A 15,244-nucleotide genomic window follows, 5' to 3' on the forward strand; every position below is an offset into this window, starting at 1 on the left:
AATACTGACTAACCGGTCATCTGTCAATGATTGAACTTAGGAGCGTTGAATAAATGATGAAAAAACAATTAATTATGGAAAAGGCATTAGAGCTCTTTGCTAAACAAGGTTTTGAGGCCACATCTGTCCAGCAAATCACAGAACATTGCGGCATTTCTAAAGGTGCTTTTTATCTTTCTTTTAAGTCGAAAGATGAATTGATTATCGAGATTATCGATCACTTTATGATTCAATTTACCTCTGAAATTGACTATCTAGTCAGAAATGCAAAGGATGAGGAAAATCTTCTATTTAAATTTTATTATTCGATATTCCACTCATTTCAAAAGCATTCTGATTTTGGGAAAATACTTATTAAGGAACAATCTCGTTCCTTTAATGAGGATTTTATCTTAAAAATGCGTTACTACGACAGATTAATGGATAAAAGTATTCTTTCGATGGTGGAGCGTTTGTATGGAGATGATAAAGTAAAAGAGATAAAATATGACTTAGTGTTTTGTATCAAAGGTTTTATGAGTATGTATTCTCAGCTATTTTTGTTTTATAACGTCCCATTAGATTTGGATTTGTTGTCAACATCATTGGTGGAAAAAACAAATCTGCTTGCAAGACACTCCACCGTTCCCTTTATTTCAAAAGGGCTAATCAAAGTGTTTGAAGAACCGGCATTAGAGGAATTAACAAAAGAGCAAATTGTCTCACTAATGGATCAAGAAATTGAAGAAATGGAAGAGTCTGTAGAAAAGGAATCATTAATACTGTTAAAACAGCAGTTGCATGAACCAACATTTGGCCGGGCAATTATTAAGGGATTGCTAGAGAATATTCGAAATCATCCTCAAACCAAATGGATTGCTTATTTATTGGTTAGTTTTTTTAATATATAGAGTTAAAGGTGGGTTAACGTTGTTTACTCTAACAGAGGCTGCAAAAACAGAATTACAAAATCGGTTGGAATTATCAAATTCTGTTAAGTTTATCCGATTACAAATGCGTAAAAGCTGTTTCATGAAAGTGAAATTAACTTTAGAAGACTCTATTAAAGAAAATGATAGCGAGATAGTAAAAGATGATTTAAATTTCATCATCGACAAAGGTGAATGTCATTATTTTCGAAACAAAAAATTGGATTTTATACCGGATCAAACGGGGTTTAAACAGTTTGAAATAATTTAATATTTTATAAAGAGCTCATTCTAAAAAAGTGAGCTCTTTTTTATTTGCAATAGAATTGGAGCGGGCTTTTAAGAATAATGAATTCAATTTTATTGACATACTAGTAGTTGCGATGTAGTATAAAAACATCGATTAGAAAATTTACGAACGCCGTTCGACAATGGCGAATGAAAGAAGGATTGTAATGTCTGAACGTTTAATTCAATCGATTGAAAGGGCAGCTGATGTCCTTGAATTGTTTTTGACCTCAAGCCCAGAACTAAGTGTTAAAGAGATTAGTGATAAGCTTCAATTATCCAAAAGCACCGTTCATGGAATTATTAAGACTTTGGAACATAGAGGATATCTTCAACAGAATCCAGAGGATTTGAAGTATAAGCTCGGGATAAAACTTTTCACATTAGGTAACTTCGTGGGTAAACATCTTGATATTGGAAACATAGCCAGACCGATTATTAGAGAATTAGCCGACGAAGTAAATGAAACCGTTCACTTAGTTACATTACAGCGAGATGAAGTTATTTATATTGAAAAAGTAGAAGGTCCAAGAGCTCTTACGATATACTCCCATATTGGAAAAAGAGCCCCGGTTCACTGTACAGGTGTGGGAAAGGCAATACTTGCTCACTTAAGCGAAAAAGAGGTTGATAGACTGTTATCAGCAGCAAGTTTAGAAGCTTTTACAGAGTACACGATGACCGATGTTAATCAAATTAAAAAGCAATTAGTTTCTGTTCGTGAGACTGGGTACGCGGTTGATGATGAAGAAATCGAGCTGGGACTCAAATGTATTGCCGCACCGATTTTCAATCATAAAGGAAATGTAATCGCTTCAATAAGCTGTGCTGCACCTAAAATGAGACTTGATGAAGAAAAGCTTCCTAAAGTAATAGCGGGGATTAAGAAAGCTGCAACTGAGATTTCAAGATCTTTAGGTTTTAAAGGGAACGTCTTATAAAAAATCAGCTCGTGTAAAAAACATATAAAAAATTAATTTCTAGGAGGAGAATTATATTGTCAAAGGTAAAAGTGGCTATTCTTGGCTCAGGTAACATTGGTACTGATTTAATGATTAAACTTGGTCGCTCTGAATTACTAGAGTTGACTGCTGTGATTGGGATTGACCCGCAATCGGACGGATTACGCCGTGCGAGAGAAATGGGTTATGCAGGGGTAGACACCGGTATTGATGGTTTTCTTGCAGACCCAACATTAGAAGCTGATATTGTATTTGACGCAACTTCTGCAAAAGCTCATCTTTATAATGCAAAAGTGTTAAAAGAAGCAGGTATAAAAGTAATTGATATGACTCCTGCTGCTGTTGGTCCATATGTATGTGCGGCTGTTAACATTGACGAGCATTTAGAAAAAGAAAATATCAATTTGATTACATGTGGCGGACAGGCAACGATTCCAATGGTTCACGCTGTAAATCGCGTAAGCCCAGTAGAATATGCTGAAATCGTTGCGACGATTTCAAGTAAAAGTGCAGGTCCTGGAACGCGTGCGAATATCGATGAATTTACTGAAACAACTTCACGTGCGATAGAAGTGGTTGGAGGGGCTAAAAAAGGGAAGGCTATTATGATTTTAAACCCTGCTGAACCGCCAATCATGATGCGTGATACTGTTTATACCCTTGTAGAAGAAGGAAAAATGGACGAAGAGGGTATCAGAAAATCCATTGCTGAAATGACAGAAGTAGTTCAATCCTATGTTCCAGGCTATCAGCTTCGTACGGAACCTATTTTCGAAGGAAATAAAGTAACAATCTTTATTCAAGTAGAAGGTGCTGGTGATTACCTTCCTAAATATTCAGGTAACCTTGATATTATGACGGCTGCCGGTGTGAAAATTGCCGAAGAGTTTGCTAAAAATCTATTAAAGAAAGAAACCGTTTAAGCGGTAGAAAGGGGAAAATAAAATGACGAACGAAAGAGATATTCTTATCACTGAGGTTGCCTTACGAGATGGAAGTCATGCAGTCTCTCACCAATATACAGTTGACCAAGTACTTACAGTAGCAAAAGCATTGAATGATGCAAATGTGCCATATATCGAAGTATCTCATGGAGATGGCTTAGCTGGATCATCCTTGCAATACGGTCTTTCTCGTACAAATGAAATGGAATTAATCGAAGCTGCAGTATCTGTTGCAGATAAGTCCAAAATTGCTGTCCTCTTATTGCCAGGTATCGGTACGTTACACGAATTGAAAGAAGCAGCAAATTTAGGTGCAAAGATGGCTCGTATCGCGACTCATGTTACGGAAGCGGACGTGGCTCCACAGCATATTGCCTATGCAAAAGAATTAGGGATGGAAACTGTTGGATTCTTAATGATGAATCATATGGCTCCGGTCGACAAATTAGTAGAACAAGCAAAATTAATGGAAAGCTATGGAGCGGATACGGTTTATGTAGTGGACTCAGCAGGTTATCTGCTTCCAGGTCAAGTTCGCGAACGAATTCGTGCACTTAAACAATCTGTAGGTATTAACATTGGTTTCCATGGTCATAACAATTTATCGTTGGCGATGGCGAATACACTTGTAGCCATTGAAGAAGGTGCTACCCGCATTGACGGCAGTGTTCGCTGCTTAGGTGCCGGTGCTGGTAACACACAAACAGAGGTACTGGTAGCCGTTTGTGAACGGATGGGAATCAAAACGGGGGTAGATTTGTATAAAATGATGGACTTAGCAGAAGACATCATCGCGCCACTTTTACCAGTGCCGCAAGAAATTACAAAAGACAGCCTTACACTTGGATATGCGGGTGTTTACTCAAGCTTTGCCCTTCATTCAAAACGTGCTGCTGAGAGATATGGTGTAGATTCTCGAGATATATTAATAGAATTAGGAAAACGTAAAGTAGTAGGCGGTCAAGAGGATATGATCGTTGAAGTAGCAGCGGAAATTGCCAAAAGTAAGAATCGCTAAAAAGTTAGATGATTAATAGATAATGTTGGGAACAAAAATACACAACCATAAGCAGGTGAAAGTGGGAATAAGCTTCTCACTTTCACCAAACAACTAAGTGAAATAATAATTTTTTAGATTGTGTTTGTAAGCGGTTTAGGTTTTGTTATTAAAGTTCCCTTACGTAGAGAAATACATCATGAGTTAAAGGGGAAAAAACTATGGAGTTAGTAATTATTTTATTAGCACTCGGAATGTTGATGTTTATTGCATATCGAGGATTTACGGTTATCATTTTTGCACCTATTTGTGCGTTATTCGCTGTACTATTGACAGAACCCGGATGGATTCTACCTTTTTACTCGAATGTATTTATGGGGAAAATGGTTGAATATATTCAGCTTTATTTTCCAATCTTCTTATTAGGAGCCATTTTTGGTAAAGTAGTAGAAATGTCAGGACTTGCTAAATCTATTGCTTCTACCATCGTCCAAGTCGTTGGTCAAAAAAGAGGAATGTTAGCCATCGTTTTACTTGCTGCTATTTTAACATATAGTGGAGTTAGCTTAGTGGTGGTAGCATTTGCGGTCTATCCATTTGCTGCACACCTTTTTAGACAATCAAATATTCCAAAGCGGTTAATTCCAGGAACAATTGCGCTTGGTTCATTCACCTTTACAATGGATGCATTGCCTGGTTCACCGCAAGTACAAAACGTAATTCCAACCTCCTTCTTTAAAACAGATCTTTATGCTGCACCTACGCTTGGGATTATCGGAGCCATTTTTATCTTCGTACTAGGAATGTGGTATTTAAACTCTCGTCGTATAAAAGCAGAAAAGGCTGGAGAAGGTTATGATAGCTTCGGAACAATCAAAGAGGAAAATGAAGTAACCATTAATTTAGCGGAACAAGAAAGTATCGGACGTAAGATTTTTGCTTTTGTTCCTGTTATATTAGTTGCTGTTTTAAACAAGGTATTTACAACGCTAATTCCACAATGGTATCCAAATGGTTTCGATTTTGCGTCAATTGGGATGAGTTTTCCAAGCATTGATACTTCAAAGGTTATCGGAATATGGTCTGTTGAAATAGCACTTTTAGTCGGTATTATCGCGACTATTCTTTATAATCGCAAACCTGTTATGATGAATTTCAAAGATGGAATGAAAGTCGGAGTTGCAGGTGCGCTTCTTGCAATTATGAACTCAGCAACAGAATATGGATTTGGAGCTGTAATTTCAAATCTACCTGGTTTCTCTATCGCGAGAGATGAGATTGCCAAAGTATTTGGTCATCCATTACTAAACGGAGCCGTTACAACCAATATTCTATCTGCTATCTCTGGGTCAGCTTCTGCCGGTATTGCCATTACGCTGGGGATGATGTCAGATAAATATATTGAACTAGCAAATCAGTTCGATATTCCGCTTGAAGTGATGCACCGTGTTATTTCTATGGCTTCAGGTGGTATGGATACACTCCCGCATAATGGAGCAGTTATTACCTTGCTCGCCATAACTGGTTTAACGCATAAGCAATCTTACAGAGATATTTTTGCGATAACCATCATTAAGACAATTGCCGCTTTCTTCATCATTGCAGTTTATCTGTTAACGGGAATTGTTTAAAACGTTTCAGAACTTATTATTTGAATATTCCCAAATAATAATATATTATTAAAAGTGGAAAAAGAGATAAATGCTCTTTTCTACTAAAAATGACTCTTTTATGTTGAGTTTCATGTTTTATATACTCGGTAATGAGTTTCTAGATATCTAAACGCTAGAATTTAAGCCAAAATAAGACGTAGGGATATCTACGCTTATTTTGGCTTTTTTTATGCTGAAAACGGGAGGGATGGTATCTAATGGACAAGGATGAAATGAAGCGATTAAACTTCTTACTCGAAATATACGTGGATGTTAATGTGGATAAAGATTTCTCTGTGCTTTCTAAGAATACTGATCCATTTTTTATAATGAACACGTCTGGCCAATTGGTTTATGTAAATGAAGTTTGTGAAGAGTTATTACAATGTTCGAGGGTTGATTTACTAGGTATGAAGCTAACTGATATTTTCATCTCGTCTGTTTTAAGTAGCACTCAAACGTTTTTTATTGGAAAACAGCGTGAACAACTTACAAATTTTGATTCTAAAATCAGTATTAGACATAGAAATAGCATGGATGTTAACGTAACTACATTTCCAATCCTTTTTAATGATGAAGTGGTTGGAAGCTATGTTGTTTTAAAAGATATTACATTAATTAAGAGGGAAAGACAATTGCTGTCGGAAAAACAAGCAGCCGCAGGTCAACTTGCAGCAGGGATTGCACATGAAATTAGAAATCCAATCACCGCAATAAAAGGTTTTGTTCAATTAATGATGAGTGAGCATAAAGGGGAAACCACCTACTATAATATTGTAGAATCAGAGATTAATCGTGTTGAAATGATTCTAAAAGAGTTAATGGTTCTGGCTAAACCAACAAAAATACATTATCAAGAGTTGGATATCCAGAGGCTGTTGGACAAAGTCCTGACATTGATGGAGTCACAAACCTTATTAAATAATGTTGAAGTCATAAAAAATTTCCATACACTAGAGGTAAGTGTTGTTGGGGACGAAAATCAATTAAAACAAGTGTTTATCAATTATATAAAGAATGCCATTGAAGCCATGCCGGACGGAGGAAAGCTCGTCGTTGAAGGCATACACGTAAATGAATGTGTTCACATTCGAATTATTGATGAAGGCAGTGGAATTCCACCTGATATATTGGAACGTATTAGTGAGCCGTTTTTCACGACAAAGGAACATGGTACTGGTCTCGGAATGCTTGTCAGCAATGAAATTATCGAAGAGCATAAAGGCAAAATTAATATATTGAGTAATACAGAAGGTACCAGTATTGAGGTGATCTTACCTACTGCATAACAATTGCAGGATAATGAAATTTTTGATAAAATAAACAGGTCTAATGTCTCGCAGTCATTAGTTTTAGAGGTCTATTATTTTTACATAAAAAGTAAACAATAAAAAACAATACCCGTAAACTGTATGGTAAATGGAAGAAACTAGTAATATAGTCGTCTGAACCGTGGCCTAACTTCTTTTTTGAAGTTAGGCCTTTTTTATTTTTTTGCGAAAGGAGAGATATATATTAATTCTAATCAAGAGAAATTGGTATATCTCAGCAGCACGTTTAGCAAATTGCTTAAACGCAGATTTGGAAAAGGCCCGGAAACCTGTAATGTTATTTTAAAAGGCAATAGAATTTACGTATACATGAGAAATTTTATTACTCCTGCAGAGGAGGTTTTGGTAAATCAAGAGCAGTTGGAACTAGCTTTTCATTTCCGGACGGCCGTAATCAATTCTGTAACTCAGGAGTTTCTTCCTGAAGTAGTAAAGATACTGGGAATATCATTTGATGACTACTTTCATGATTGGAACTATGATAAAAACACAGGAATTCTTCTCTTAGAGCATGCTCAATCAGATCATGAAGATAAGGTAGATTATAGTTATCAAAGCAGCCTAGTTCAGTTAATAGAAAAGGTGGGCTCGGAATACCACAAAAAGCCTGCCAGTATAAATATAGTAAAATTAACGCAAAATATATGTGTTATAGAATCAAAAGAAGTACTTTTACCACTTGAAAGATTCGTTTACGAAACAGGTAATAAAGATTTGCTCCTGCACCAGGTATTTCAGATAAAAGATGGATATTGGAAGAGCAGAGGGCAATTTGAAAGTCTTTTTAATCGTTTAATTGAGGATCTGTTTATTATGTGGGACTATAAGAATAATAGAAATTATATAATTTTTATTTTTAACAAATTATATATAATGAAATAATTCGAAAAAACATGTTGTAATGACGGAATTCCTAAAATACAATATGTTTTTTTATTTGTACATATTTAACATAGAGGTGTTTCGTACATACTAAGTGGATATAAAAGATGTTTCCAATTAAGGAGTAATATGTATGGATCAAAAAAAAGAAGAGTACATCAGCAGTTATATTAGTAAATTGTTGCGAAAAAAATTTGGAAGGGGTCCTCAAAGCTGTCAAACTACGGTTTCCAAAAATCACCTCGTTACTTATATACGTGGATTTTTATCTCCGATGGAGGATATATTGTTAGAATATGGTCAGAACAAGTACGTTGATCATGCAAGGGGTGTTATTATTACACACCTTCTGGATGAAATTAAAGGTGTAGTACAAGTAACTCTTGATGTTGAAGTAGTAGACTACTATCATGATTGGAATTTCCCAAATAACTCCGGTGTTCTTATTTTTGTCTTGGATAATGAAGCGGGTGAGGAATATAAAGCGGATGTGGATATCCAAAGACTAGAAAATGAGATTAGCCGGCTAAGTTTGCTGGTAGAAAAAGTACCAGATAAAGTTCACATTTTTCCCATATCTTCTTCTATCTGCTTAATAGAACGAACTGGTATACTTATTCAAATTGAGAAGGCGTTAATTGAAAAGGGTTTTGAGAAAGAACTGAGATATACAAAGGATGAACTTGAAAAAAAGTATTTTCACCGCGATGGTCGATTTGGTGATATATTTCATAAATCTGTCATGGATATGTTTATTGATTGGAATTTTAAGGAGGATAAATCCTTAATGGCAGTTATCCTCCGTTCCTAACAGAAGTTTAGAGCATTATTGTTTACCATAAGAAGGTTTTGTTTTAGTAATATAAAGGATTCCTGGCAGTAAAAGAACGGAAACCATTAACAAGATGATGGCCATCCAATTATGGTTACCATCATTTATCCCAGTTGCAAACATGACGCCAAAAATACTAGAAGCAAGGATATTCCCGATAAATCTAGATGTCATTAACAAACCGGAAGCAATGCCGCTGTCAGATTTAGAAATAAATGAATAAAGGATTGTTTGTAATCCGATGTTTAATATTCCATTGCTTAAACCTAGGATCGATAACACAATAAATATCCACGAGATGGGAGAGCTTTGATTGACTGTCAATAATGAGATAACACCCATCAGCCCTATAACGGCACCAGAAAGTAAAGGTTTCAAATATCCTGACTTCTCCATCCACCGTGTTGCAACTGGAGTAATAGCCATGGCAAATATCGAAATAGAAAGCATAACCATGCCGGTTATTTTTGAAGAAAGGTTTAGTAATAGCTGCAAGTAGGTTGGCATCGAAAGTAACATCGAGAAAAAAACGATCGTCGAAAGTGCATAAAGAATATAAATTAATGTTATATTTAGGTTTTTCCTCAAAAAGTTAACATTAATAAAAGGTACCGAGTTCCTCTTTTCATGGTGATAAAATAAAAAGGTTACGAGGATGGAAGCTAGCAATGTCCAAATATTTAGTCCATCTTCTAATGCTTGGAGGAAGAACATCCAAAAAGATATTAATAAGCCAAATAAGATAATTCCGATTCCATCCCACTTGAAGGTCTTTTCTGAGACCTTACTGTCCTTGGGTATAGATAGAAAAGCCAATATGGCAGAAACCGTAATAATAGGGAAATTAACATAAAATATTATTGGCCAGCCTCCCATTTGAATTAACAGTCCACTGATCGTCGGACCGAATGCAGCCGAAGTGGTAGCAAATACGGAGAGTGTACCGATTACCCTGTTTTGATTCTTTTCAATATAGGATCGGACCATCCCAATTCCTGCAGGATAAAGTGCTGATGTTCCAATTGCCTGTATTGCTCTCATTCCTAATAAAAATGGCATATTTGGAGAGAGAGGAGCAGTAAAGGAAGATATAGCAACTAGAATGAGCCCTGTAATAAAGATTTTCCTACGGCCATAGTAATCACTTAATTTACCAAGCAGGGGCAGGAAAATGGCGCTTACCATAAAGTAGGAAGCAATTAACCATGAAATGTCCTTTGAAGTAAGCTGAAATTCACTTTTTATTTCTGGCAATGCTACAGTGATCATTGTTGTATTTAATGGATTTAAGATTACACCTAATGCGATTGCTGTAATGAGAAATTTGGGGTTCTTAATAAAAGAGGTATTTTTAATTGATGACATGGTCGTAACTCCTCTTTCCGTATCTTGATAGTTTTTATCATATCAATAAAAGAGAGCATTTCAATAGAAACGCTCTCTTTGTATTGTAGATTATGATAATAAATGGATTAAATCATTTTCAATTTTTTGAGGTTCAGTTGTCGGTGCATAGCGCTCAATAACCTTACCGTTTGAATCAACTAGAAACTTAGTAAAGTTCCATTTTATGTTTTTAGAAAGGAGCCCTTTTTTCTGGTCTTTTAAGTAAGCGAATAAAGGGTCCGCCCCATCACCGTTGACATTAATTTTCGCAAATATAGGGAAGGTTACCCCGTAGTTTACCTGGCAAAATTGGGTAGTCTCATCGATATTATCAAATTCTTGATTATTAAATTGATCGCAAGGAAATCCTAAAATCTCTAAACCTTGTTCCTTGTATTTATCATATAATTCCTGAAGCCCTTTAAACTGAGGTGTTAATCCGCATTTGCTGGCAGTGTTGACAATAATTAAAGGCTTGCCTTTATATTCTTTGAGTGATTTATTTTCACCATTTGTCATTTTAACAGTAAAATCATATACCGTTTTCATTTGTATTCCTCCCCTGGAAAAAATGAATATGTACGATAAGCTTAAGTGATTTTACTAGCAAATAACAAGTACCATAAAAAAGCAAATTTTCACCATAGTAATTGGCGAGTTTCTTTATTATGGAAATGAAAACCCTAGGCTAGGCCTAGGGTTCTAAAAAGCTTAACCATAAAAAAGCATACAGAGGAGTTTTTTATGTCAAAAGACACTAATAGATTTCTTACTTGCCCATTAAAGGATACTTTGACAACACCAATCAAGAAAAGCTGATGAAGCTACTTGAAAATAAAATCAGCGACCGAAGAATTATTTGGGAACAGACACCACATTATTCATGATTTTTTAATTTTTTATAGGCTTTTATGGTTTCGTCTACATTTCGCATAAGTCGGTATGGTTTACTTAGTAACCTTTTAGGAAATCCACTAATAAACTTGCTCAAATCGTCTTTATATTCCTTCGATAATCTTGTTGGTTTGGAGGAAACTCTTTTATAGACTTCTTTATATAACTCTCTGGTAGGATTAAGGTTTATTTCAAATTTACGGTGGCAGTCGGTACACTCAGTACTATGAATTTTTTCGTTTAAATATTGAACACGGTGAAGCGTTTCATCCTTACTACATGAGCAATAAAGGAACACATCTACCACTGAAACTTTCATATTAATCCTCTCCTTACTACATATTTAAATATTTACCTCAAAAAGGAAAATCAAACAAATTCTTTATTGTAGCCTAACTATTATAATGAACTTTTTAAAAGAACAAATCAAATATCTAATACATTATATTTTTTTATCGTTATCGATTAACAATATTTCAATAGTTGAACATATGTTAATTTAAATCTAATACCAATATACTTAATTGTCAATGTATATATGCCTAGTTAAGGAAAATTAAATTTTCCTTAACTAGGCTATGGTTTAATAATTCATAACTGAAACCTCTAACTATTTCCCTACAAACAGTCTAAAATTGTACCCTAGTTGGATTCCTCCTAATGTTATCATCTCCATTAATCTCCAAATAACTTGTTTTGAAATCACCGAGAGATCTCTTAATTTGCAAATTTAAAAAGATTAAAGAAAAACCTCTTGACTAATATCGAAAATGAATTTATTATTTTCACAAAGGTAACTATAAGTTACAAATGTTAAAAGGAGGAGCAAATATGTTAAATACAATAAAACTACCCTCGCATATAACAGAGGAGAAACTTGCTAGTCTTTATAAAGAAATGTGGCTTATTCGGTATTTTGATGAAAAAGTAGACCAATTTTTTGCTAAAGGGATGATTCATGGAACTACTCACCTTTGTGTAGGACAGGAAGCAACAGCCGCTGGATCTATTGCAGTACTTCAACCAAACGATAAAATTTTAAGTACTCATCGGGGGCACGGTCATTGTATTTCCAAAGAAGGTGACGTAAATAAAATGATGGCTGAGCTATTCGGCAGAGTAACAGGCTATTGTAAAGGAAAAGGCGGATCGATGCATATTGCAGACGTCGAAAAAGGGAATCTTGGGGCCAACGGAATCGTGGGGGGAGGAATCCCACTTGCCGTAGGAGCTGCGTTAACGTCTAAAATGAAGAATCAAGGATATGTAGTATTATGTTTCTTTGGAGATGGTGCTTCCAATGAAGGCAGTTTCCATGAATCTTTAAATTTAGCAGCTGTTTGGGATTTACCGGTTGTGTTTATATGTGAAAATAATCAGTATGGAATGTCTGGTTCTGTAAAAGAGATGACAAAAATTCAGGATATTGCAGATCGTGCGGTCGCTTATGGTATGCCTGGTAAGGTAGTAGACGGTAATGACATGGTGGAAATCATGAACACAGTACATGAGGCGGCAGAGAATGCCCGTCACGGAAACGGTCCAACTTTAATTGAGATGAAAACATACCGTTGGAAAGGTCATTCAAAAAGTGATGCGAAGAAATATCGTACACGTGAAGAAGAGGAACAATGGAAACAAAAAGACGGTATTAAAAGATTTAAGGAATTACTAATAGAATTAAAAGTTCTAACAGAAGAGGATGCAAAGAAATTGCAGCAGGAAGCGAAACAAGAAATCGAATTGGCAGTTAAATTTGCTGAAAATAGCCCAGAACCACCACTTGAAAGTCTATTAGAAGATGTTTATGCCTAAACTTGGGAGGAATTAAAATGAGAACGATTACGTATTTAGAAGCAGTTAGAGAAGCAATGAGTCAAGAGATGCGTCAAAACGAAGATGTATTTATCCTAGGTGAAGACATTGGGGTATATGGTGGAGCATTCGGAGTAACACGCGGGATGATTGAGGAATTTGGTTCTGATCGTGTTCGTAATACTCCTATTTCTGAAGCAGCAATTGCAGGGGGAGCAGTAGGAGCCGCTCTTACTGGTATGCGACCAATTTTAGAATTACAGTTTTCTGATTTTATTACTATTGCTATGGATCAGTTAGTGAACCAAGCGGCTAAAACACGTTATATGTTTGGCGGTAAGGGGAAAGTTCCGATGGTTGTTAGAACGCCGGCAGGTTCTGGTACAGGAGCAGCTGCGCAGCATACCCAAAGCTTGGAAGCTTGGATGGCGCATGTTCCAGGTTTAAAAGTGGTTCAACCATCAACTGCATATGATGCCAAAGGTTTATTAAAGGCAGCGATGGATGATGACAATCCGGTTATCTTTTATGAACATAAGTTACTATATCGAACACAATGTGAAGTGCCAGAGGAATTGTATTCCATTCCATTAGGGAAAGCAGATATTAAGCGAAAAGGAAAAGATGTCACAATTGTTGCTACAGCTATCATGGTCCATAAAGCATTAGAAGCAGCGGCAGAGCTTGAGAAGGATGGGATTGATGTAGAAATCGTAGACCCTCGTACGCTAGTTCCGTTAGATGAGGAAACGATTATAGAATCTGTGAAAAAGACAGGGCGTCTAATCGTGGTACATGAAGCAGTTAAGCGTGGTGGATTTGGCGGAGAAATTGCGAGTATGATTGCTGAGAGTGAAGCATTTGATTATTTAGATGCTCCTATTAAACGATTGGGCGGATTAGCCGTTCCGACTCCTTACAATCCAACATTAGAGAAAGCTGTTATTCCTCAAGTACCTGATATTATTGACGCAGTAAAAGAAACAGTTCGCTTTAAATAAGGGGGAAGAATCATGGCAAACGAGATTTTCATGCCGAAACTAAGTAGTACAATGGAGATTGGTACCCTCCTTCAATGGTTTAAGGAAGAAGGAGACACAGTTGAAATTGGAGAACGATTGTTCGAAATTATGACTGATAAAATAAATATCGAAGTAGAAGCGTATGAAGACGGCATTTTGTTAAAGAAGTATTTTGGTGAAGATGATCAGGTTCCCGTTAACCATGTAATCGGTTATATTGGTGAAGCCAATGAACAAGTACCTGCAGAGCCGCCAGGTGTAGCGGGTGAATCGAACGAGTCAGTTCAAGAAGAAGAAGTAGTGGAAGAAAAAGCTAAAAGTCAATCTGTAACAGCTCAAGTTTCTTCTGGCGAAAAGCCGCGTGCAACACCTGCGGCCAGAAGAGCAGCAAAAGTGCAGCAAGTTGAGTTGGTGGTTGTTTCAGGAAGTGGACCTAATGGAAGAGTCCATCTGAAGGATGTCGAGATGCATGTAAATACGGATATTTCTACAACAAAAGTAACCCCACTCGCTCAAAAAATTGCAAAACAAGAACAAGTTGATGTATCTGCACTTGTAGGAAGTGGCTTGAATGGTAAGATTCTAAAACAAGATGTAACTGCAGCTATACAAGATAAAGGCAAGAAAACAGCTGCACCTTCTGAAAAGCGAAGAAAAATTGCAGGTATGCGAAAAGTTATTTCTGAGCGTATGTCTCAAAGTGCTTTTACAGCACCGCATGTTACCTTAACAAGTGAGATTGACATGACAAAGGTTAAAGAGTTACGTGTACAACTTTTACCTATCATAGAAAAACAAACGGGCTTCCGTTTATCTTATACGGAAGTAATTATAAAAGCTGTTGGTACAGTATTGTCAAGATTCCCTGCTATCAACGCATCATTCGTTAAAGATGAGATTATTTACAATGATGACGTTCACATCGGCTTAGCAGTGGCGGTACCAGATGGATTGATGGTACCAGTAATCAAAGACGTTATACAAAAGGGGTTAGCAGATTTAACAATAGAAGCAAAAGACATTGGTAAACGTGCAAGAGAACAAAAATTACTGCCAAATCAATTAAAAGGATCAACATTTACGATTAGTAATCTTGGCATGTACGCTATTGATGCCTTTACTCCTATTATTAATCAACCTGAAACGGCTATTTTGGGTGTAGGAAGAATGCTCGATAAACCGGTAGCTGTAAACGGTTCAATTGAAGTTCGACCAATGATGACTGTAAGCTTATCATTTGATCATCGTGTAATCGATGGAGCACCAGCGGCAGAATTTTTAACAGAAGTGAAACGCGTTCTTGAAAACCCATTCGAGTTGTTAGTATAAGA

Annotated in this window: 15 protein-coding genes; 12 read left to right on the forward strand and 3 right to left on the reverse strand. The window is 36.3% G+C overall.

Annotated elements, in window-relative coordinates; all coding sequences use genetic code 11:
• Nucleotides 1-53 precede the first annotated feature (53 nt).
• The 9 genes from QFZ28_RS24205 to QFZ28_RS24245 all read left to right on the forward strand — a co-directional run bounded on the left by QFZ28_RS24205 (nucleotide 54) and on the right by QFZ28_RS24245 (nucleotide 8,775).
• Entirely contained in the window at nucleotides 54-890 is an 837-nt protein-coding gene (locus QFZ28_RS24205) for a TetR/AcrR family transcriptional regulator (RefSeq protein ID WP_307197194.1), read from the forward strand.
• A 19-nt stretch (nucleotides 891-909) separates the two neighbouring features.
• Nucleotides 910-1,179 (forward strand): iron-sulfur cluster biosynthesis family protein, encoded by a 270-nt coding sequence (locus tag QFZ28_RS24210; protein WP_307197195.1) that lies wholly within the window; start codon nucleotides 910-912, stop codon nucleotides 1,177-1,179.
• 184 nt (nucleotides 1,180-1,363) lie between these two features.
• On the forward strand, nucleotides 1,364-2,137 hold the full coding sequence (locus tag QFZ28_RS24215; RefSeq protein ID WP_307197196.1) for an IclR family transcriptional regulator: 774 nt from the start codon (nucleotides 1,364-1,366) through the stop codon (nucleotides 2,135-2,137).
• 56 nt (nucleotides 2,138-2,193) lie between these two features.
• The gene (locus QFZ28_RS24220) at nucleotides 2,194-3,081 is read left to right on the forward strand and encodes an acetaldehyde dehydrogenase (acetylating) (RefSeq protein ID WP_307197197.1); all 888 of its coding nucleotides are present in this window, start codon (nucleotides 2,194-2,196) and stop codon (nucleotides 3,079-3,081) included.
• Nucleotides 3,082-3,103: 22 nt separating this feature from the next.
• Nucleotides 3,104-4,120, forward strand: coding sequence for a 4-hydroxy-2-oxovalerate aldolase (gene dmpG / locus QFZ28_RS24225; protein WP_307197198.1), 1,017 nt, complete (start codon nucleotides 3,104-3,106; stop codon nucleotides 4,118-4,120).
• A 200-nt stretch (nucleotides 4,121-4,320) separates the two neighbouring features.
• Nucleotides 4,321-5,730 (forward strand): GntP family permease, encoded by a 1,410-nt coding sequence (locus tag QFZ28_RS24230; RefSeq protein WP_307197199.1) that lies wholly within the window; start codon nucleotides 4,321-4,323, stop codon nucleotides 5,728-5,730.
• Nucleotides 5,731-5,969: 239 nt separating this feature from the next.
• Entirely contained in the window at nucleotides 5,970-7,040 is a 1,071-nt protein-coding gene (locus QFZ28_RS24235; protein ID WP_307197200.1) for an ATP-binding protein, read from the forward strand.
• Nucleotides 7,041-7,286: 246 nt separating this feature from the next.
• Nucleotides 7,287-7,964: a Na-translocating system protein MpsC family protein gene (locus QFZ28_RS24240; RefSeq protein WP_307197756.1), complete on the forward strand. Its 678-nt coding sequence runs from the start codon at nucleotides 7,287-7,289 to the stop codon at nucleotides 7,962-7,964.
• 133 nt (nucleotides 7,965-8,097) lie between these two features.
• Entirely contained in the window at nucleotides 8,098-8,775 is a 678-nt protein-coding gene (locus tag QFZ28_RS24245; protein WP_307197201.1) for a DUF2294 domain-containing protein, read from the forward strand.
• 15 nt (nucleotides 8,776-8,790) lie between these two features.
• Here QFZ28_RS24245 and QFZ28_RS24250 read toward each other — a convergent pair whose 3' ends face one another.
• The 3 genes from QFZ28_RS24250 to QFZ28_RS24260 form a co-directional block, all read right to left on the reverse strand.
• Complete coding sequence (locus tag QFZ28_RS24250; protein WP_307197202.1) at nucleotides 8,791-10,161, reverse strand: MFS transporter; 1,371 nt, start codon at nucleotides 10,159-10,161, stop codon at nucleotides 8,791-8,793.
• 90 nt (nucleotides 10,162-10,251) lie between these two features.
• A complete protein-coding gene (locus QFZ28_RS24255) occupies nucleotides 10,252-10,731 on the reverse strand; it encodes a glutathione peroxidase (RefSeq protein ID WP_307197203.1) in 480 nt (159 codons plus the stop codon).
• A gap of 328 nt (nucleotides 10,732-11,059) precedes the next feature.
• Nucleotides 11,060-11,395 (reverse strand): bh protein, encoded by a 336-nt coding sequence (locus tag QFZ28_RS24260; RefSeq protein ID WP_307197204.1) that lies wholly within the window; start codon nucleotides 11,393-11,395, stop codon nucleotides 11,060-11,062.
• A 512-nt stretch (nucleotides 11,396-11,907) separates the two neighbouring features.
• Between QFZ28_RS24260 and pdhA the strand changes: the two genes are divergently transcribed.
• Genes pdhA through QFZ28_RS24275 form a run of 3 tightly spaced genes read left to right on the forward strand, consistent with a single transcriptional unit; the run spans nucleotide 11,908 to nucleotide 15,242 of the window.
• On the forward strand, nucleotides 11,908-12,891 hold the full coding sequence (gene pdhA / locus QFZ28_RS24265) for a pyruvate dehydrogenase (acetyl-transferring) E1 component subunit alpha (protein WP_307197205.1): 984 nt from the start codon (nucleotides 11,908-11,910) through the stop codon (nucleotides 12,889-12,891).
• Between the two features lie 17 nt (nucleotides 12,892-12,908).
• The gene (locus QFZ28_RS24270) at nucleotides 12,909-13,892 is read left to right on the forward strand and encodes an alpha-ketoacid dehydrogenase subunit beta (RefSeq protein WP_307197206.1); all 984 of its coding nucleotides are present in this window, start codon (nucleotides 12,909-12,911) and stop codon (nucleotides 13,890-13,892) included.
• Between the two features lie 12 nt (nucleotides 13,893-13,904).
• Entirely contained in the window at nucleotides 13,905-15,242 is a 1,338-nt protein-coding gene (locus QFZ28_RS24275) for a dihydrolipoamide acetyltransferase family protein (protein ID WP_307197207.1), read from the forward strand.
• Nucleotides 15,243-15,244 lie beyond the last annotated feature (2 nt).

It is taken from the genome of Neobacillus niacini (genome assembly GCF_030817695.1).
Taxonomy (GTDB): domain Bacteria; phylum Bacillota; class Bacilli; order Bacillales; family Cytobacillaceae; genus Neobacillus; species Neobacillus niacini_F.